General features: G+C 61.8%; 12 protein-coding genes. 7 read left to right on the forward strand and 5 right to left on the reverse strand.

The window, feature by feature from the left end:
* The first annotated feature begins 347 nt into the window (after positions 1-347).
* Both ACPQ6D_RS13070 and ACPQ6D_RS13075 read left to right on the forward strand, forming a co-directional pair.
* A complete protein-coding gene (locus ACPQ6D_RS13070; protein WP_423224770.1) occupies positions 348-2,867 on the forward strand; it encodes a hypothetical protein in 2,520 nt (839 codons plus the stop codon).
* Between the two features lie 145 nt (positions 2,868-3,012).
* Positions 3,013-3,948 (forward strand): hypothetical protein, encoded by a 936-nt coding sequence (locus ACPQ6D_RS13075; RefSeq protein ID WP_423224771.1) that lies wholly within the window; start codon positions 3,013-3,015, stop codon positions 3,946-3,948.
* Between the two features lie 220 nt (positions 3,949-4,168).
* On the opposite strand, the gene ACPQ6D_RS13080 is transcribed toward ACPQ6D_RS13075, so the two are convergent.
* Both ACPQ6D_RS13080 and ACPQ6D_RS13085 read right to left on the reverse strand, forming a co-directional pair.
* Positions 4,169-5,455 carry a prolyl oligopeptidase family serine peptidase gene (locus ACPQ6D_RS13080; RefSeq protein ID WP_423224772.1) on the reverse strand — a complete coding sequence of 429 codons (1,287 nt, stop codon included), beginning with the start codon at positions 5,453-5,455 and terminating at the stop codon, positions 4,169-4,171.
* Positions 5,452-6,375: a DNA-methyltransferase gene (locus ACPQ6D_RS13085; RefSeq protein WP_423224773.1), complete on the reverse strand. Its 924-nt coding sequence runs from the start codon at positions 6,373-6,375 to the stop codon at positions 5,452-5,454. The genes ACPQ6D_RS13080 and ACPQ6D_RS13085 overlap by 4 nt, the downstream gene beginning before the upstream one ends.
* A 411-nt stretch (positions 6,376-6,786) precedes the next feature.
* Here ACPQ6D_RS13085 and ACPQ6D_RS13090 point away from each other — a divergent pair, with 411 nt between their 5' ends.
* Complete coding sequence (locus tag ACPQ6D_RS13090; protein ID WP_423224774.1) at positions 6,787-7,095, forward strand: CopG family antitoxin; 309 nt, start codon at positions 6,787-6,789, stop codon at positions 7,093-7,095.
* A 117-nt stretch (positions 7,096-7,212) separates the two neighbouring features.
* Here the strand turns inward: ACPQ6D_RS13090 and ACPQ6D_RS13095 are convergent, their stop codons facing one another.
* Together ACPQ6D_RS13095 and ACPQ6D_RS13100 are read right to left on the reverse strand one after the other, a co-directional pair.
* On the reverse strand, positions 7,213-8,502 hold the full coding sequence (locus tag ACPQ6D_RS13095) for an SHOCT-like domain-containing protein (RefSeq protein ID WP_423224775.1): 1,290 nt from the start codon (positions 8,500-8,502) through the stop codon (positions 7,213-7,215).
* A 47-nt stretch (positions 8,503-8,549) separates the two neighbouring features.
* The gene (locus ACPQ6D_RS13100) at positions 8,550-8,879 is read right to left on the reverse strand and encodes a DUF2089 domain-containing protein (RefSeq protein WP_423224776.1); all 330 of its coding nucleotides are present in this window, start codon (positions 8,877-8,879) and stop codon (positions 8,550-8,552) included.
* A 992-nt stretch (positions 8,880-9,871) separates the two neighbouring features.
* Between ACPQ6D_RS13100 and ACPQ6D_RS13105 the strand changes: the two genes are divergently transcribed.
* Together ACPQ6D_RS13105 and recD2 are read left to right on the forward strand one after the other, a co-directional pair.
* The gene (locus ACPQ6D_RS13105; protein ID WP_423224777.1) at positions 9,872-11,113 is read left to right on the forward strand and encodes an alpha/beta hydrolase; all 1,242 of its coding nucleotides are present in this window, start codon (positions 9,872-9,874) and stop codon (positions 11,111-11,113) included.
* A gap of 240 nt (positions 11,114-11,353) precedes the next feature.
* A complete protein-coding gene (gene recD2 / locus ACPQ6D_RS13110; RefSeq protein WP_423224778.1) occupies positions 11,354-13,615 on the forward strand; it encodes an SF1B family DNA helicase RecD2 in 2,262 nt (753 codons plus the stop codon).
* 92 nt (positions 13,616-13,707) lie between these two features.
* On the opposite strand, the gene ACPQ6D_RS13115 is transcribed toward recD2, so the two are convergent.
* Positions 13,708-14,847: a S1C family serine protease gene (locus ACPQ6D_RS13115; protein ID WP_423224779.1), complete on the reverse strand. Its 1,140-nt coding sequence runs from the start codon at positions 14,845-14,847 to the stop codon at positions 13,708-13,710.
* A 502-nt stretch (positions 14,848-15,349) separates the two neighbouring features.
* On the opposite strand from ACPQ6D_RS13115, the gene ACPQ6D_RS13120 reads away from it, so the two are divergent.
* Together ACPQ6D_RS13120 and ACPQ6D_RS13125 are read left to right on the forward strand one after the other, a co-directional pair.
* A complete protein-coding gene (locus tag ACPQ6D_RS13120; RefSeq protein WP_423224780.1) occupies positions 15,350-16,438 on the forward strand; it encodes a lipid II:glycine glycyltransferase FemX in 1,089 nt (362 codons plus the stop codon).
* A 276-nt stretch (positions 16,439-16,714) separates the two neighbouring features.
* Positions 16,715-20,260 (forward strand): lamin tail domain-containing protein, encoded by a 3,546-nt coding sequence (locus ACPQ6D_RS13125; RefSeq protein ID WP_423224781.1) that lies wholly within the window; start codon positions 16,715-16,717, stop codon positions 20,258-20,260.
* Positions 20,261-20,880: the final 620 nt, after the last annotated feature.

A 20,880-nucleotide genomic window follows, 5' to 3' on the forward strand; every position in this document is an offset into this window, starting at 1 on the left:
CATTTCGAGATGACCAGGCCCGCAAGAACACCGGCTGCGCGAAATTTGGACGCGGATTTACGTTAGGCTGTCCTCAGAAGGAGGCGTTTCATCATGACTTTAGTAACCTCTACCTGCTTTCGTCGGGCCATCGGCCTGCTGTTCGCTGTCGTTCTGTTGCCTCAATCTGTCATCGCTGCTGTTACCCCCCCCCGCTACCAGTAGATTATCATAACATAGTTCCGTCCTGGCTCCATGACTCCATTGTCGCAATTGCCTCCCAGCCGGCGACGCTTGTGCGTGATGGACTTGTGCGACCTCTCGCGAATGCCTTTCCCCCGTCTGAAGCGCTCACACAAGGCGAGATCGTGCCCGAACCTGCAGCAACCCGCGCTCCGGCGAAGCCGGATTCCTACGTCCTGATCGAGCACGAAACCTTCGAGTACGTTTGGCCTGATCCCGGCTGGAGCGTCACCGGCTGTGGCAATGCGTGCTGGGATGATGACGATTACCGTCCCTACGCTGGTTCCTGGGCTGCCTGGCCCACGAATGAGGGAACGAATCGTTATGATCCAAGCCCTGGCAAAGACGATTATCTGTACAATCAGGACACACGCATGATCTATGGCCCGTTTTCCTTGCTTGGCGCTACCCAAGGCGATGTGGACTTCCAGCTTTCGTATCAGATCGAGAACGGCTGGGATTACCTGGCCCTGGAAGTGTCGCCGGATGGCTGGGGGGCATGGACCGAGCTGCAGCGCTGGACGGGGACTAACCCCGAGTATCTGGGTTTTGGTTATCAAGATATTCATTTTGGCGATTACCTGGGAGATAGCACGGTCTGGCTCGCGTGGCACTTCCACAGCGATTCGAGTGTCGTCTATGACGGCCCCTGGGTGGATGAGGTTCGCATCTGGCGTGTGATGCCCGACCCGACAGCGACTTCCACCGCCACCCATACCCCGATCCCACCTACTGCGACCTGGACGCCCACGTTCACGCGCACCCCCACGCGCACACCCATCCCCACCAACACCCCCACACCGACCAGAACGCCCACGCCGACGCCTGTGACGATCACGTTTTCAGGAGATGTCACCTACCTGGATGGCGGCGTATCCTACCCTGTGCCCTATGTCGAAGTCTTCCTGAAGGATGCGGCTAACAACGGCATCCTGCGGACGGGGTGGGCCGACCCCAACGGTCATTACGTCTTTCCTGCCGTGTCCCTCCAGCCTGGCGGCAATGTTTATGTACACGGCAAAGCCAGCAATGACCATCTGACCATCGGCACGGATCCCTTTGGATCGGTCTACTCGAAAGACGGACGTACGCAGGGGGTTACTGCAAACCCTCAACAGACGGTTCACCTGAAGATCGAAGATGATCTCAACACGCCCGAAGACGACACGGGTTCATGGATGATCATGCGTATGCTAGAGACGCACTGGGATCCTGGCTGTACGGGTGTGACAGTCTACTGGCCCAGTCTGATAAACCAACCCTATGCCTACGGCTGCTCCATGTGGCTGCGTGGAGGCGATGAGCAAGATCAGCATGACCCAGATGTGATTCTGCACGAATATGCCCACACCAAGATGTGGGGCGACTTTGGCTATTGGCCGTGCGGTATCCCAATCCCCGGCCTTCCCCCATGCTACCGAGTACATGCATGGGGCGATGTCACGGATGTGCGGTTTGCCTGGTCCGAGGGCTGGCCGGATTTCTACCAAGCCATGGTGCAGAATGAAGGTAATTACCAGGATAGCACTGTCAATGGTATCTTTACCATTAACATAGAGACAGAGCCGCAAAACTGGGCAAACCGCGGCGCCAATGTCGAAGGGGCGGTAGCGGGGTTGCTGTGGGATCTGTTCGACCCGGTAAATAACGCTGAGAATGACGATACCGAACTGACGGTCAATGAGATCAGGAATGGATACAGCGACCTGATTGCGACGGGCGCCTACAACCAGGGAACGCACGCCGACAATATCTACGAGGAATTCTGGCAGAACCTGCGCAATCGGGGCAAGACGTGCTCCCAGCTCTGGAACACATTCAACCGCTTCAACATCCGGACCGGCTGCGCGCCGACGCCAACGAACACGCCGACAATGGCGCCTACGGCCACGCCAACGGTTACTCGCACCTGGACATCCACACCGACGCGCACGCGCACACCAACCGCAACGCCCACGCCAACCCGCACGCCGACACCTGCGCCAACCAGTACACCAACGGCAACGGCGACGGCAACCCGCACGCCGACTGCGGCGCTAACGGCCACCCCGACGGCCACGTCAGCGTGCGTGACGGGTGATTATGTGGTATCCGGGAAAGACCCGAGTATCAGCCAGGTGACCGGGGTGGCGGGTCGTATTTTGGTGCGCCAGAACGACCAGATCATCACGGCGGGGAGTGAGTTGCAGCGGCTGCTGTGGCTGCGTCAGGACGACAGCAACTGGATGCAGCTGGGCTGGCGGCGCCTGAGTAACGGCAGTCCGCAGATCCTGGTGCAGTGGCAGGTGAACGGAGTGAGCAACAGCTACGTGGGCGCCACCCTGGCGGTGGGAACGACGCCGCGCTTCGAGATCGTGAAGGAGGGCAGTGTGTGGCATTACCGGGTAGACGGCGTGGATGTGGCCGGGCTGCCGGCGGCGGCCACCACGCTGAACCTGACGAATCTGCGCCCGCTGGCCCTGGGTCGCGCGCGCAACACGTGCGACCAGGCGGGGACGACGTTCCAGGAACTACAGTGGACCCAGGGAGCGTGGAGCAACTGGGGGGATGTGGTGCAGGAGATGGACAATCACCCCGGCTTCTACTTCTGCCGGGTGTCCGCCAACCAGTTCAAGGTCAATCCTGACGCCATTTCCTGCCCGTAGAGGTTGCGCATGCCCGTGCAGCAGGGGGAAGACAGCCGCATAACCGCACGGAGGTATGGCCGGTTGACAACGCAATCCCCGGAACGTGGGTGACTCAAAGACCTGAAAAGGGACAAGGAAGCGACTTCGATGCAAGGAGGATCTCATGAAAACGTGGTGGAAGAAGTACCTGCGGATCGTGCGGGTACGACATTGGATCACGGCCGCGGCCGTGGGGCTGTGTACGGTGCTGTTGCTGGCAGGATGTATGGCGGCCAGTTCACCACTGCGGGCATCGTTAGCGCTGGAGGGAAGACCCGCTCTGGGCGAACCTTTCGCGCTGCGGTTGGAACTGCGCACCTCTATGGCCTTCACCGATGTGGCGGTGAGCTTTGTGTTGCCGGCCGGCGTGGAACTGGTTAGCGCGCCAGAGGAGTGGCGGGTGGACATGGATCTGAACCAAACCTACGTTTTCACTGCCACGGCACGGGTATTGGAGAATGGGTACTACAAGATCGTTGGTTCTGGTCGTAAAGATACACCCTATGGTAGTTCCTTCCCCGGTTTTGATGCCCTGTACGTCCTGGTCGAGGGGGAAGATACATGGGTCAGCCATTACCCACCGCCCAATCACTGGGAGTCACCAAGGCAAGAAGTTCCTGGAGCAACACCGCTCCAACCTGAGTTGATTCAGAACCGGCTGTATCTGTCGGGCACGCTGACCTTGAACCAACCGGTGACGGCAGTTTACGAAGTGACGCCGTTGGTGGATTTGCAGCACGCATCGGTTGGCATGGCGACCTCAATCGGCGGCTTACGATCGAGCGAGCCGCACGTGGAAGCGGGTGACGCTACCCTGACGGCCGCTCTCAAATTCTCCAGTTCTGGAGAGGGCATGTACTACTGGACTGGGCCCATGAAAAGCCAGCAGACCTATTCGTTCTATCTGACCCTAGAAGCCGCGGCTGGTGGACAAGGAGGTGTGCGAGCGGGCGTAATGGAAATCGGATCGGTTGACTCAGTATCACGTGAAATCATCGAAACAGGCCAATCCCTGGCCCTCAGCCTGTATTCACCATCATTGGCGCGCTCAGCGAGGTAGGTTGCAACCGGCGCCGATGGCTGCACCCGCTGCCTCCATGGCGAAGACATCGGCGACATCTACTGAACCGCTCACCTGGCGCCCCCGGTCAGACCACCCCAGGGAAACTCTGCATCCATGAACAGCGACCCCAGGCGCAGCGTTGAAATCACCCTGGGTCAAGACGTCAAGAAAGGTGGGAGCAAACTCCGGTCCCAACATCCCCAATCAAGCAGGCGGCTCAACGTTGCGCGATGTACGCACGGACAAAGGCCATGGCGCGGCGAAAAACGAGGTAGGTGGATTCGGTTGGGTTGTACGCGTCCAGGTAGTGGGTGGTGTCGTGATAGAGCAAGGTTTCGTGCGGCGCCTGCCGGGCCTCTAGCGCGGCGCTGAGCGCGGTGGTTTGGTTGTAGGGGATCACTTCGTCGCCGTAGGAGTGAATCATGAAGATGGGCGGCAGGTGGTCGGCGTAGAAAATCGGGGAATAGCCAAAGAAGAAGGCCGGATCGCGATCAGGGCGGCCCAGCGCAGCGATGTAGGTGTCGTAGGGCGGTGGGATCTTCAACTCCGTGCTGTAGAGCGACTGGATGCCCAGAAAGGCATCGCTGACGCCGCCCACGCTGACGATGGCCGGCGCGGCCGGTAAATCACGCAGGGCGCGGAAGAGCATCAACGAGCCGAAGCTGCCGGACATCAACAGCCAGCGGTTGGCATCCAGCGCGGCGCCCGGCGCCATCTCGGCGAAGCGCCCCGCCTGCCACGCCTGAAAAACCGCGCGAAAATCGCGCACATGCCCTTCGATGTCCAGACCGCGATCAGGATCCGGCCCCACGGTGATGACCGCGAAGCCCTCCTGCGCCATCGCCGCGGACACATTGCTCCAGTTGATGGCCGGGCTGGGGTAAATAATGAAGATCGTCGGCAGCGTTTGCGTGATCTGATCGGGCAGGTAGAACTGCCCGCCTTCGATCACCAGGCTGTCGAGGGTGAAGGTGAAGGGGATGCGCCGCGCGGTCAGCGGGTTGGGAAAATCGGACGCGGCCACGTACGTGGGGCCAACGGCCCACGCCGTCGGCTCGACGGGCGCCGGCCGGTAGACAGGCAGAATGAAGTCAACCCCTTTGCGTTCCTGCCCCACGCTGATCGTCAAGGGCGGGCCGTTCGTCTCGACAAAACCCCAGGCGCCGCTCATCGGCACGTAGCGTCCAGGCGGCACGCCGTCCACGCGATACGCGCCGGCCGCATCGCTGCGCGCCTGGTACACCTCGCCGCGCACCAAGGCGACCAGGGCGAATGCGCCGGCCAGCGGTTGCCCGTCCGCGGTGCGGATGGCGCCGGAAAAGCTGCCGCTGCGCGTCGGGTCATAGCTGGGCTGCCCGGTCAGCGACCACCACCAGGCGCGCACGCGGTATTCGACCACATTCAAGGCCGCTTGGCCGGTCGGTGTGCGCGAGGCCACCGTGAGGCCAACGGTCAACAGGAGGAGCAGGATCAAAACAATTCGGCCAAGACGGCGGCGTTTCATGAAGAAACCAGCATCTTCTGACGATAACCATCTCCAAGTTGAACGTCAACCGGCGGAAGGTTCCTGGAAGGGGCTTCTGGGTCGTAAACGGGCCGCTCCATAGGGCGGACGCGTAACTGACCCGCTTCGGCGAGCCGGATTCTCTCCCTCGCAATCTCCACGTACTTGGGCATGATCTCGGCGCCAATCGCCTTCCGCTGGTGGATCAAAGCCGCCAGCGCGGTCGTCCCCGCACCCATGAAGGGATCGAGCACCCAATCGCCCGGGTCGGTCATGGCAAGCACCAGGCGTTCGATCAGTTCGACCGGAAACTGGCATGGATGTTCCGTCTTCTCCACATGATTGGCTTTGACGTTCGGAATATCCCACACATCGCCGGGGTTCTTGCCCAGCGGATTGCCCGACAACTCGCCACGCTTGGGGCCTTTGAAGTATTTCTTCTGGGGATACTTCTGCGGCACGCGCACCGCATCGAGATTGAAGGTGTAGGCAGCCGACCGGGTGAACCACAAGATGACTTCATAGCGCCCGGAAAACCGGTGCGTGGCATGCAGCCCATGACCAACCTGCCAGATGATGCGATTGCGCATCTGCAAGCCGAGCGCTTCGAAGATCGGATAAAGCTTCACATCCAGTGGGATGATCTGGCCGTTGTCCACATAGTTGCCCACCTGCCAGCAAAGGCTCCCACGCGGGTGCAGCACGCGCACGCACTCGGCGATGACGCGCCGCTGTTGGTCGAGATAGGTAGCGAGACTCAGGCGTCTTTCATACTCTTTGCCCAGGTTGTAGGGCGGCGAGGTGACGATCAGTTTGGCCAATCCAGCCGGCAGCTGCGGCAGGAGATCCAGGCAATCGCCGGGAAAGAGCACAAAATCGGCGTCGTCTTGAAAGGTTGGTGTTATCTTTACGGCGGCCATGCCAAACCTGCTCTCGGAAAATGCGCTCACGTGGACAGATTATAGCATAGCCTGGTTGGGAACGCATCTTCGACTCCTCGGGTTTTCCTAATCCTTCGACGGATTCGTTGCCGGCTTTCTTGCTTCATGGTAAAATGTGGGTATGGTGATACACGAGATTATTTGGCCTGTTGACCGGATTGATCACATTGCGGCCCACGATGTTTCGCCACAGGAATTCGAGGACGTCTGCTTTGGCTACCCGTTGGTGCTTCGATCCAAAGCGCTGGGAGCTAACCCAGTGTATCATGTGCTTGGACAGACAATAGAAGGACGCTATTTGTTCTGTGTCGTGATACTATTTCCTGATGGTAAGGGATTTCCTGTCACGGCGCGATCTATGACACCAAAGGAAGAAAGGCGATATCGAGAATGGAAACAACGCTGAAAACCAAATCCATTCCCCAGATAGATTCGATCGAAGAGCTGGCAAGGTTTTGGGATTCTCATGATGTAACTGATTTTGAAGATGCGTTGGAAGAGGTCGTGGAGCCTGTATTCGAGCGATTCGATACGAGCGTGGTCACCATAGACTTACCGGCGAAGGAGCTTGCAGCGATCAAACAGATCGCGAAGGAACGGCGTGTAGAACCTATCACGTTGGTTCGCGAGTGGATATTAGAGAAGCTGTACTACACTGAGTTAATGCGTAGAGCAGTCAAGGAGTTTCACGCGCAATAAGAAAGCGCCTATCCCTCGGCAAAAAACAAGGGAGATAAGCAGTAGGCTACAAACCGGGTTTCTGTTAGAAGCCCGGTTTGTAGTTCGTAAGATGGTCGGCCAGGCTGTGTGCGGCGCTTAGAGCGGCAGGGCATCCAAGAGCATCTCGCCCTGCTCAGGCGTGATCTTGCCCTGTTGAATCATCTGCAGCACCAGCAGGCGCTCCTGGCTGGCATTTCCATTGCCCGGCCGATCCGCCTGCGCCGCGGGCGTAACCGGCGACGGAGTGGGCGGTCTTGGTGGGGTTGGCGGCGTCGGCGGATGCATCGTCACGTTGACCTCTGGCCGGAATCCATGCCGGCGCTCCGCCTGCCGGGCAACCCGCTCCGCCTGCTGCTGCGCGCGTTCAGCCGCCCGCACATTCTTCTTGAGGCCGCTCCAATCAATGTCGGCCATGGCATCCTTGATCTGCCGGCCAATGCCTTCGAAATCGGCCGCGGCCAGGCTGCTGCGCACCTGATCGGCGATGGTTTGCCCCAGGCTGCTGAGCTGCGCGCCCAACTGGTTCAGGTTCTCGGTCAACTCGCTGGCGTTGAAGTCGTAGCTGGCGGCTGTCACGCGGTCACCCGCGGCTACCAGCACCTCGCTGCCGCCCTCCTGCGCTGGATTAGGCGCCTGGCGCCGGATTTCATCCCAGTCGGGCAGCGCGCTCCATGCGCCATGCCCTTCCAGGCGATGCAGCGTCACCAGCCCGTTCAACACCAGGGTCACGCTGTCCCAGGCGCGCACATGAATCTGCTGGCCGGGCATGGCCCGCCCGCGAATGACCGCGTCGCTGCCAACGGTATTCACGCGCAGGGCGCCGCCCACGTTGGTGGCGGCGAAGTCTTTCGTGATGCTGTCAATCTCGACGTTGCCTTGAATGTTGGTCAGCGCCACATCGCCGCCTACACTCTTGACGGTCACACGACCGGCCTGGCTGACGGACAGGTCGTCGCCCACCGCGCCCAGAATCAATTCCTGCACGCTGCGGACGCTGGCATCATCATCCACCGCGGACACATCCAGGCGCTGCACCTCCTGCGCGGACAGGTCGCCCTGCACGCGCCCGATGGTAACCTGGCCGCAGTGCTTGATGCTCACATCATCGGGCGCGGCCTCGACATGCACCTGGCCCTGCAGGCTGCGCAGGCTCAGCTCGTCGCCCACCTGAGCAATCAATAGATCGAGGAGTGCAGGCGCCTCAACCTCGGCGTCGTCCATCAGACGCAGCACGACGCCCGCATCGGTGGTTTCCAGGATTGGCTCATCATCGCACGCCACGCTGAGATCGCGACGCTCGCTGCCGCGCACGATCAGTTCCTCTGCGGCGTAGATGGTCAACTGGCTGATTCCCTCTGGCAAAGCGAACTTGAAACGATCAGACATGTTGTTCTCCTTCAACTAAAGCATATTCATCATTTGGCAGCTACTTCTTATTGACTACGGTTGACTTGCAGCAGAGCCTCTTCGGCCGTGATTTCGCCGGCCGCCAGCCTGCGCAGGACTTCCTGGCGCTCGCTGCTCTGGGCAGTCCGCGGCGTGGGTTTGACCCCCAGCGCGGTCACGATATCCAACAATTGGGCGCGGGCCGCCGGGTAGTTGAGCTTCAGCTCTTCGGCCACCCAGGTGATCTTGCCTTCATTGCGCAGAAACACCTCTACAAAATGGAGCTGCTCTCGGCTCAGCTTTTCCAGGGCGCTGCGCTCGAAGCGGCCCTCGACGGCTGTGCCGCAGGTGGGACAGCTCAGCCGCGTCGTTTGCATTTCCCCGTCGCATACCGGACAGGCGTGTGGAGCACGGTACATGCGAAACTCCTTTCATCACAATGTCGTTCGACCCAAGATATGTTTACGCTTCGTAACAATCTGATTTTATTTTATCTCAAACAGATTGATTTGTCAAGATATATTTTGAAAATAATTAAACAGATTTGTGATTTGATAAATCTAATGTTTTTCAGCCACCGCCAGGCTCGCCTGCGTGGACTTTGACTCTCAACTGAACCAGACAACCTCTGGCCGGTTCCCATGGCGAACCTGACCTGGTAAAACGGGAAATTCTGCGCTCGCCCTTGAGGCACTGATTTTCGTGAGTGATGTCGCTATCCTCATGGGATGACGGCCTGTCCCGTAGGGGCACCTGACATTAGTCATGATCGCACCATCCGCGTCCGTCCCGTAGGGACGGTTGAACTCGTCTCTCGCCGGGGTGCCCTCATTCAATCGTCCCTACGGGACGACGGGAATGAGGGCGCCGGTCTCAAGTCAGGACGTCCCTACGGGACGATTGCATTTCAATCCTGTGGAGGCGAAACGCGCTCTAGTCCCACGCCAAAGGCTCAGCGATTGCCCCCAAAGTGAAATGCACCCTATGAGATGCCAAGCCTCGCCGGGGCCGTCAGGCCGCCGGAGGCCAGAGGCCATCCGGCTACGAGATGCAAGCCCCTGCGGGGCTACCGGGCCCTGTCGGGCCTTCCACCTCGTAGCCCGATCCGTTCACGGTCGGGCGGCGATGGTTGCGCGCACGCCATGCGGCAGCCAATCCCGCCGGAGGCCAGAGGCCATCCGGCTACGAGATGCAAGCCCCTCTGGGGCTACGCCCCCAAAGTGAAATGCACCCAATCCAGAGTCTGCTATTGACAAGGTGGATCGGCGTGCTACAATTCGCGTAGAAGCGCGTCTGACGACGCGCGGTTGGTCTCAGTGCCTCCAGGCCATTGAGGAGGTGCGATATGGACATTCTAAGGAGGTTCTGTATGCGTAGACTCTGGTTCATCGTGTCCCTCGTGGTAATTCTGGGCGCGACGGGCATCGCACCGGCGGCAGCCGCACCAGCTCTTGCCCCTGCTCTCCCTCTCGGCTGTCAAGAAGGCGTCTTGCCCAGCGGCGCGCTTTCGCTGATCTGTATTCCCGCCAGCGGCTGGAACGGTGACCTGGTGGTTTGGGCGCACGGCTATGTGGCGTTCAACGAGCCGCTCGGCTTCTACAACCTCTACCTGGGCGAAACCTATCTGCCTGACCTGGTGCAGAGCCTGGGCTATGCCTTCGCTACCACCAGCTATCGCACCAACGGCCTGGCGATTGTCAGCGGCGTAGATGATGTGACCGAGTTGATCGCGGCGTTTCCGGCCGCGGCCGGCCAGGCGCCGGTGCATACCTATATGACGGGCGCTTCCGAGGGCGGCATCGTCACCGCGCTGATGGCCGAACGGCACCCGGAACTGCTGACCGGCGCGCTCTCGGCCTGCGGCCCCATCGGCGACTTCAAGAAGCAGACGGAGTACCTGGGCGATTTCCGCGTACTCTTCGACTACTTCTTCCCCAACGTCTTACCCCCTTCCCCCATCAACATCCCGCCGCAGGTCATCGCTAATTGGGAATCGTCCTACGTGCCCGCGATCACGCAGCAGGTGCGGGCCAATCCCCGCCAGGCGCTACAGCTCATGAGCACCTCGCGCGCCGCGACGCAGATGTACAGCATGAACTCGATGGTCTCCACAGCGGTGAACGTCCTGTGGTACAACGTCTTTGCCACCAACGACGCGCGTGCAAAACTGGGCGGCAACCCATTTGACAATCGCACCCGTCTCTACAGCGGCTCGTTGAACGATCGCCTGCTCAACCAGCGCGTGCAGCGCTTCAGCGCCGATCCGGCCGCGCTGACCGCGTTGAGGGCTTATCAGACCAGCGGCGCCCTGACCGTACCGATGGTCACGCTGCACACTACCGGCGACGAAGTCATCCCGTTCTGGCATCAACTGCTCTACCGCGGCAAGCTGCAAACCAGCGGGCGTGGTCAACTGCTGCAGATTCCCATTTTCCGCTATGGGCACTGCAATTTCACCTCAGACGAGGCGTTGGCGGGCTTCGCCATCATGGTCTTCATTTCCACCGGCCAGCAGGTGCGCGGCCTGCCGGATCACTTCGACCCTGCGCAAATCGAGCGTGATTTTCAGAAGGCGCAGAGCTTGGACAGCGGCGTGTATCAGCCGGATTGAGTAGAGATCAGAGATCGGAGATCGGAGACCGGAGAACGGGGATCAGAGATCAGAGACCAGAGATCAAGGCCGGTATGCGTGGTGGAGCAAAATGGGGTTATGAGCGGATCTTGAGCTCAGGGCCAGGCGGTTCGATAGTGAATCGCCTGGCATTTTTTATGCGCACGCGGCGCCTTCTTGCCGAAATCGCCGCCGCGTGTTAGTGTTGACCTCGCAGTAGATGGATGAGGATTAGCCCAGATGGACACGCTGACCGGCACGATCGAACGCATTACCTATCAGAATGAAGAGAACGGCTATACGGTGGCGCAGTTGACGCCAGAGGGCAAAAGCTACACCGTGCCGGTCGTGGGCAGCATGCTGGGCGTCAACGTCGGTGAACACATCGAACTGAGCGGCCAGTGGGCTGCGCATCCCCAGTATGGGCGCCAATTCAAAGCAGACACCTTCAAGCTGAAGCTGCCGGCCACGGCCACCGGGATCGAAAAGTACCTGGGTTCTGGGCTGATCAAGGGTGTTGGGCCGGTCACCGCCAAACGCATCGTGCGTCAGTTTGGCGCCGAGAGTCTGCACGTGATTGACGAGGAACCGCAGCGCCTGCGCACCGTGCTTGGCGTTGGCCCCAAACGCGCGGTTCTGATTCAGGACGCCTGGCGCCAGCAGCGCGCCATTCGCGATGTGATGTTCTTCTTGCAGGAGCACAGCATCTCCACGGGCCTGGCGGTCAAGATTTACAAGCAGTATGGCGACGGCGCAGTGGGCATTGTGAAGAATGACCCTTACCGCCTGGCGCGCGACATTCATGGAATCGGCTTCATCACCGCGGACAAGATTGCGCGCGCCCTGGGCCTGGCCCTCGATTCGCCCGAACGGGCCGCGGCCGGGGTGGCGCACGTCCTCAGCGAGCAAGCCGATGACGGTCATGTCTATGTACCGCAAACCGCCCTCGTCGCGCAGACAGCCGACATGCTGGGCGTGCCGCCCACCCTCGTGATCAACGCCATCGAGCAGCTGCGCCAGGAAGACGAGGTTCACGTCGAGCGCATTGCGGCCGCGCCGCCCGCGTCGTACATACCGGTCGCAGAACCGACGCCGTTCCTCTACGAGGTCGCCAGCCTCAGCGATGACCCGACGCCCGCGCAGGTGGCCGAGGAGCGCGCAGTCTACCTGGTGCCGTTCTATCGGGGTGAGATTGGCGTGGCCGGCCGTTTGCGCCGCTTGCGCGACGGGCAGAGCGACAGCCTGGCGCTCTTTCAGCAGTTTGACTGGAGCGTCGCCTTTGCCGCGGTGCAGCGCGAGACCGGCCTGGCCCTCGCGCCTGCGCAGCGTGAAGCCGTGCAGGCCGCGCTGACCCAGCCGCTGGCCGTGCTGACCGGCGGACCGGGCACGGGCAAGACCTTCACCGTGCAGACGATCATCCGCCTGCTGGAAGCCTCCGGCCACACCTACGCGCTGGCCTCGCCGACCGGTCGCGCCGCCAAACGCTTGAGTGAAGCCACCGGCCGCCCGGCCAAGACCATCCACCGCCTGCTCGAATTCAAGCCCGCGGACGGCGTCACCTTTCAGGTCAACGAGAAGAACCCGCTCGACGTCGACATCCTGATCGTGGATGAGGCCTCCATGCTCGATCTGCTGCTGATGAACCATCTGCTCAAGGCCGTGCCGCCAGGCGCGCATCTGCTGCTCGTCGGCGACGTAGATCAACTGCCCAGCGTCGGCGCGGGCAGCGTGCTCAAGGACATCATCGAGTCGGGCGCAGCCGCCGTGGTGCGCCTGCAGACAATCTTCCGCCAGGCGGCCGGAAGCTACATTGTCGAAAACGCCCACCGCATCAACCGCGGGCAGATGCCGGAGTGGCATCCAACCAACTCACAGGACTTTTTTCTGTTCAAGGCGGACGATGCTGAGCAGGCGGCCAACCTGGTGGTGGAGATTGTGGCCGAGCGAATTCCGCGGCGTTTCCAAATTCCAGCGGACGATGTGCAGGTTCTCACCCCCATGCACCGCGGCGTGGCAGGCGTCGCCAACCTCAACCTGCTGCTGCAAGCGCGGCTCAATCCAGCCGACGCAACCAAACCCGAACGGCGTCTCGGCGGGCACATCTTCCGCGTGGGCGACCGTGTGATGCAAACCAGCAACAATTACAACAAGGATGTTTACAACGGCGACTTAGGAGTCATTGTCCGGCTAAATCTCATCGAACAAATGCTGACCGTGCGCATCGAGGAACGAGAGATTGACTACAGTTTCTTGGAGATGGACGAGTTGATGCATGCCTACGCCATCAGCGTGCACAAGGCGCAGGGGTCTGAGTACCCGGCCGTGGTGCTGCCGCTGCTCACGCAGCACTACATGATGCTGCAGCGTAATTTGCTGTATACCGCGGTCACCCGTGCGCGACGCCTGGTGGTCCTGGTGGGCATGCCGCGCGCGATTGCGATTGCCGTGAACAATAACAAAATCGCCGAACGTTACACCGGGCTGGCCGCGCGGCTGCGTTAGGCGGAGCGCACGAACGCGCAAGACGCCGGGTTCGTGCCAAAACCCGGCGCCCGCGCTCACGTTCGGAAGGAGTTCATGCGTTCTACGGTCGTCTATGCTTCTGGTCGCTGCGCCAAGCGCACCGTCAGGGTGAATTGCTTATCTCCGCGCGCCACGGTCAGCTCTAATGATTGGCCGGCGCGATACTGCAGGAGCACCTGCGGCAAGGGGTGTTGGTCATCAATCGTCTGCCCGCCCAGGGCGACGATTGCATCGCCCACCTTCAGCCCCGCCTGCGCGCTGGGGCCATTGGCCACCACCTGCTGAACATACGCCCCTTGCACTACCGTCAGGCCTGATTCGCTCGCCAACTGCGGATTGAGCGGTTCGAAGGTAATGCCCAGGTAGGGCCGCACGACGCGGCCGCTGCTGATCAACTGCTCGGCCACCACGCGCACCGTGTTACTGGGAATGGAGAAGCCCAGGCCCTCCGCCGCATCGCTGCCGCTGCCGCGCACGACGGCCACGTTGATGCCGATAATCTCACCAGATAGGTTGATGAGCGGCCCGCCTGAATTGCCATGATTGATGGCCGCATCGGTCTGCAGCAGGCCATCCAGGTCGCCCAGGCGCCGGTTGTGCGCGCTGAGCACGCCGGCCGTCACCGTGTTGCGAAAACCGCCCAAGGCGCTGCCGATGGCCGCGACGCGAGAGCCTGGCGCCAGCGCGCCCGAATCACCCAGCGGCGCCACCGCCGGCGCTTTACCGCTGACCTTGAGCACGGCCAGATCAAAGTCGGGCGCGGCGCCTACCACCTGCGCAGAGACCCGGCTGCCGTCCGCGTAGATGACCTCAAACTGGCTGCCGCCCTCGACCACATGATTGTTGGTGACCAGATAGCCGTCCGCGCGGATGAAGACTCCCGACCCAGACGAACCATCGTTGTTGAGTACGGTCACGGTCGCCGGTGTGACCTGGCTCACGGCCACTACCAATGGATCCGTGCCCGTGGCGGCGGATGTCGTTGGCGAGACGGTCGGCAAGGTGCCGCTGGCTTGGGCTGGCAACGTGTTGGCCGCCACGGCGTTGACACGCGATGCCTGGATCGGCGTCACGGATGTAGGCGTCAACCAGGCATAGGTTAGCGCGCCGACGGCTGCGCCCGAAGCAAAAATCATGACGACGGCCAGAAAGAGGCCAATCACGACCAGGCCGCGCCGGCGCGGACGTGGCGTCAGGGTTGTCTCATGCATGCGCTTTTTCTCTCCATTTCTCAATGTCTGTCATTTTTGACTCAGGTTTGTTCGGCTTACCATCTAGTCATCCCATCCTTGGCGCCGATCAGCACGGCAACTACGGCCGGCTGATCGGCGCCAGGGACGATGCCACAAAACACGAAGGGCAGCGAAGACAGGGTTGGCGGCGATTTTCTGCAAAAACGCGTGGTAATTTTCTGCGAAAACGCCTGACTGGCTGTGGCTCCGATCATACAGTCGTCTTCATTCCGTTCTCACCCTCACATCCCATCTCAACCCGTTGAAACCACCGTAAACTGCCAGGACAACACAAGCGGGCGCTGTAGGCCCCTTCATGACGATACCGACTGACAGCCCAGAGTTTAGCACGGCGCTGTTAGCAAGTGATGCGCACTCTGTTAAGATTTCGTAATGTGTGCTCCTGTTGGTTGAATCTGCGCTCCGTTTCGAACCGCGGCGCTTTTTGGCTAATGAACGCGATGTGGGTAGAATCGGTGCCATGATTTCAACCTCTTTGCCGGTGCTGCCGCACGCGCAGATTGATCCTGCTGCGTGGGATGCTTTTGTTGCGAGTCATGCGCACGGTCATTTGCTGCAGACCAGCCGCTGGAGCGAGCTCAAGGCCCGCGTGGGCTGGCAGACCGAACGCGTGGCGCTGAGCGCGGACGGCGCGATCGTGGCCGGCGCGCAAATCCTGTATCGGCGCATGCCGTGGGGACAGCCGTTCGCCTATGTGCCCAAAGGCCCCGTGGTTGATTGGGAGCAACCAGCCCTGTGCGCCAGCTTACTGCAGGCCGTTGAGCAATGCGCGCGGCAACGCCATAGCTATATACTCAAGCTGGAGCCAGACCTGCCGCATAGCCAGGTCATGGCGCGGCGCCTGGCGGGCTATGGCTTCGCGCTGTCCGCGCAGACGGTGCAGCCGCGCAGCACCGTGCACATTGACCTGACCGCCAGCGCGGATGAAATCCTGGCGCGTATGAAGCAGAAATGGCGCTACAACATTCGCCTGGCCGGTCGCAAAGGAGTGACGGTGCGGGTCGGCGCACGGGCCGATCTGCCGGCCTTTCAGCGTTTGATGGAAACTACCGGCCAACGGGATCATTTCGGCGTACACAACCTGGCCTACTACGCAGCAGCCTTTGATCTCTTCGCGCCGCCCGGCCTGGCGACCTGGCTCCTGGCCGAATACGAAGGCGAACTGCTGGCCGGCATCGTCGTTTTTGCCCTGGGCCGCACCGCCTGGTATCTGTGGGGCGCGTCCGGCGACAGTCAGCGTCAGTTGATGCCCAATCATGCCCTGCAATGGGCGGCCGTGCAATGGGCGCAGGCCCGGGGCTGCGCCGTGTACGATTTATGGGGCATCCCGGACGAAGTCGGTGCCGGCGAGGTCGAGCCGGATGTCGGCGACGACAACGCGTCGCAAGGCGGGCTGTGGGGCGTCTGGCGTTTCAAACAGGGGTTTGGCGGCCAGGTAGTGCGCTACGTGGGTGCGTGGGACAAGGTCCTTTCACGCCCTGGCATGTGGATTTATCGCCTGGCTGCGCAGATCAGGCGCCGCGCCGCTCTTCTGACTCACAACGCTTGAATCAGGGCGTGATACCGTGGATCGCCACGTGGTCTGGCGCCTGGGTTTTCTCACGACAGGCGCTTCGGCCGCGGTCTCTTCAGGCCTCTTCATTAAATTGCACACATTCCCCAAGCGCCAGAAGAATTGTTTCAGGGGTATTGACATAGAGCCTGATTTGTGCTTTAATTGTGCAATACTTGTTCTCCCCAAGTCGGCGTAGCATAGCGCCCGCGCCTGCCTGCTCTTTCGTCTCGTCCCCTTTGTGTTGTCCTGGGTGAACAAAGGAGTGGTCCGATGGAGAACCGATATGCTTCGATCGCAGCGGTTACCCTTCTCGCTTTATTGGTCGTGGGAGGTTCGCTGCCCACCGTGGCTGCGGCCGCCAGGCGCCCTGGACCGCAGGCCAGGGTGACGGCCCAACCGCCCGATCCGGCGCGCCGGCGCGTGGCTCCGTCGTCGCCCTGGGTCGCGGCTCCCCTCGCCCCTGACGACAATCTGGTGGCCGACAGCAGCTTCGAGGCGGGGTCGCCCAACCCAAGCTGGCACGAGGAGTCCACTAACTTTGGCACGCCGCTGTGTCAGTTGTCCGGGTGCGGCGCCGGCGCGGGAACCGGCCCCCGCAGCGGCCAATGGTGGGCATGGTTTGGCGGCATCGCCGCTTACGAAGCGGGCGTGCTTTCCCAGGCGATGACTATCCCCAGCGGGTCCGCGACGCTGACCTTTTGGCTGGAGATGCCTCAATGCGACAGCGCGGCTGACTATCTGGAAGCTACAATTGACAACACCCGGACCTTTGTGGTCAACGGCTCCCATGCCCGCTGCGGCCAGCCCGGCTATGTCCAACAAACGGTCAACGTCAGCGCCTGGGCCAACGGCGGCAGCCACACCCTGGCCTTCCACTCTGAGGTGTTTGCCAACAACGGCGGCGTGAGCGATTTCTTCGTTGACGACGTGCGGCTGGATAGCACGGCGACAACCTCGACGCCCACGCGCACGGCGACAGCGACGCCGACGCCCACGCGCACGGCGACAGCAACGCCGACGCGCACGCCAACGCCAGCATCTACCGTCTCATCAACGGCGACGCCGACGCGGACGCCCACGGCGACGCCGACGGCCACGGGCGCTGCCCAGCCGGGGCCGGGCGTTCTACTCAGCGAAGTGATGTACTTCCCGGCTGCTGGAAACCGCGAGTGGGTGGAGCTGCAAAACTACAGTACGACGACGCAGAGCCTGCGCGGCTATTCGCTGCGCGATGAGGACGGCAACATCTATCGCATCCCCGCCGCGCTGCCCAGCGCGCCGGCCGGCGCACGGGTGGTGGTCATCTTCGATGGGCAGGGCAGCAGCGCGAACGACTTGGACTTCGGCGACGGCGTGGCGACCCTCCACAGCCCGCCAGGCATGGTCAACATTCTCGAAGATAACGGCGACCAGGTGGCGCTGTACAATACCAGCTACGCCGTCTTCCTACCCGCGGCGCTGAGTCGCTACACCGGGCCCGGGCCGGCCATCCCACGCCCGAACCGCATCAACCCACCGCAGCCCGTGGTCAGCTTCGTGGCCTGGGGCGTGGATCCGGCCGGCGACGAAAGCAGCGCGGCCTTCTCAGGCGTCTGGCCGCCTGAACTCTATGTGGACACGCAGCCAGCGCCGGGCGGAGAGCCTTTGCAGCGGGGCGGCACGATCGGCCGCCGGCCTGCCCACTTCAGCCGGTCGCCGTCTGATTGGGCCATTTACCGGCCTGGCGAGGGCATTCAGGGCGGCGTCAACCTGCCGGCAGCGCCCTTCCTACGCAACCCATCCAACGGCATCGCTACCTGTGACCGGCGCATCACCTTTGGCTGGGAAACGTTGCAGCGCATCAACGGCTATCGTCTGCAAGTTGACGACGACGCCAACTTCGGCTCGCCGCTGATCAACCTCGACGTGAACACCAGCGCCTACCAGCCTGACGCGAACCTTCCGCTGGGCGCGTTCTACTTCCGGGTCAAAGCGCTGGGCGGCGCCTACGGCGACAGCGCGTACTCGCCGGCCAATTCCGTTACCGTGCTCGACTGCGCCAACCTGCTGCACGAGTCTGGCCCAAACGCGTTCGTCCTGCTCAACGTGACGCCGAAGCTCCAGCATAAAGACACGCATATGTTGAATCTGGACGGCGATCCGGAGACGGGTCAGAGCCGTTGGGACGCGGCCCACGAAGACGACGGCGACTGGACGGTCGGCAACGGCACGCCGGTGCGCGTCAGCCCACTGGACAACATGTACTGCACCCGCGCTTCGATTTCCATGATCGTGGCCTATCACGGCGCCAACCTGAGCCAGGATTACATCTCCTACTTCGAATACGGCGAGGGCGAACCCGAGGGCGACCTGGGCCATGGCAAAGGCATGTGGCCCAACGGCGACCTGGCTGCTGGCACGGGCAAGAAGGCCTTCGACTGGGCCATGAACGACAACGCGGTCACGTCCAGCCGCGGCAAGCCCACGTTCGATCAGATCAAGGGTTGGATTGACGCCGACCGGCCGCTGCTGGTGGTGGAGAACGGCGACGCTCACAGTGTGGTGCTAAGCGGCTACGACACCGAAGGTCAGCTGGTCTACCGCATAGACCCGTGGACCGCCACCGGCGCGTGGGTGTCGCTGGCGTCATGGAACATCAGCGAATACCATGTGCCGCCCAAGCTCCAGATTCCCCTGATCCCGCGCCGGGATGAAGACCTGAACAACAACCTGGTCTCCGACCTGATCGAAGACAGCGACAACGACGGCATCGCTGACTTCGACGAGAACCATCGTTTCCGCGGCAACCTGTACAACCTGAACCCGCGCAATCCCGACTCCGACGGCGACGGCATCACGGACAAGGCCGACATGCGCGCCCATGTCTTCGACCCCGACGGCAACTACAACCGCTGGCGCGCCGACTGGGACGGCGACGGCGACCGCAAGGAGACCGACCTGGACAACGACAACTACTGGAACACCGGTTCCAGCGACGGCTGCGAGGACATCAACCGCAACGGCTTCTTCAATGGTCCAGACGAGACCAGCAACTTCGATCCGGCCCAAGACCAGGAACGGCAGTGCGCAGAGCCTGAGGTGGCTATCACGTCGCCCAACGGCGGCACGGTAGCGCAGTGCACGGTGGATCTGCAAGGACGGATCACCAGCGACAGCGACCTCAGCCGGGTCAATGCCGTGATTACAGGCCCCTCGGGCGACAATCTGCTCGATCTGACCTGGAGCGGCGCGCGGCCGAACTTCACATTCAACACGCGCGCGCCGGTCTTTACGGGCGACAACACAATCCAGGTGACGGCGGTCAACGAGTACGGCGGGGGCGACAGCTACACCACGGTGAAATGCCTGGCCGCCCAAAAGGACATCCACGTGCAGTTGACGTGGCCGCAGCTTGGCTCGGACTTCGACCTGCACTTCATTCGGCCCGGGGGCAGCTATGGAACCAGCCCGGACGACTGCTACTATAGCAATCGTAACCCCGACTGGGGCGTCGCGGGCATGTCCGACGACAACCCGGCGCTAGACGTGGACTGCATTACCGGGTGCACCATCGAGAACATCGTGCTGCAGAAGGCGTTCAACGGCGTCTTCACGATCAAGGTGCACTACTACTCGGACCACGGGCGCGGGCCGAGCAGCCCGCGCGTGCGCGTCTGGGTAGGCGGCCAACAGCTCGACTTCGGACCGCAGCAAATGACCAATGGACAGGTTTGGGATGTCGCGACGATCAACTGGCCGGCCGGGGTCATGACCATCATGGATCAGGTGCGCGACGCCCGGCCCGGCGAGGAGTTTCCCGCCAAGCCGGAGCCGTAGCCCTGGCTGAGGCGATGGAGCTGCGGCGCTTGCTGGCGGACGCCCCCTCGCAGGGCTGCGGCCAAATGACGCACTCAGAGTCACATAACGTCGCCGCACGCCAACGCCGTGACGTCCACAAACCCCTGCGAGGGTTGGCCGCGAGACGCCCAACCTTGCGAAGGCTCGCCGCATAAGGATCTCACGCCGTGGAGAGCGATCTGGGCTTGCCCGACGGCCTTTCGCCCAACCAGCCTTCGCAAGGGGCGACCCCCCTCGCAGGGCTGCGGCCAAATGACGCACTCAGATTCACATAACGCCGCCGCACGCCAACGCGGTGATGTCCACAAACCCCTGCGAGGGTTGGTCACGAGACGCCCAACCTTGCGAAGGCTCGCCGCATAAGGATCTCACGCCGTGGAGAGCGATCTGGGCTTGCCCGACGGCCTTTCGCCCAACCAGCCTTCGCAAGGGGCGACCCCCCTCGCAGGGCTGCGGCCAAATGACGCACTCAGATTCACATAACGCCGCCGCACGCCAACGCGGTGATGTCCACAAACCCCTGCGAGGGTTGGTCACGAGACGCCCAACCTTGCGAAGGCTCGCCGCATAAGGATCTCACGCCGTGGAGAGCGATCTGG

Origin of the sequence: Candidatus Amarolinea aalborgensis, assembly GCF_900491745.1 — a bacterium.
Taxonomy (GTDB): Bacteria; Chloroflexota; Anaerolineae; order SSC4; family Amarolineaceae; genus Amarolinea; species Amarolinea aalborgensis.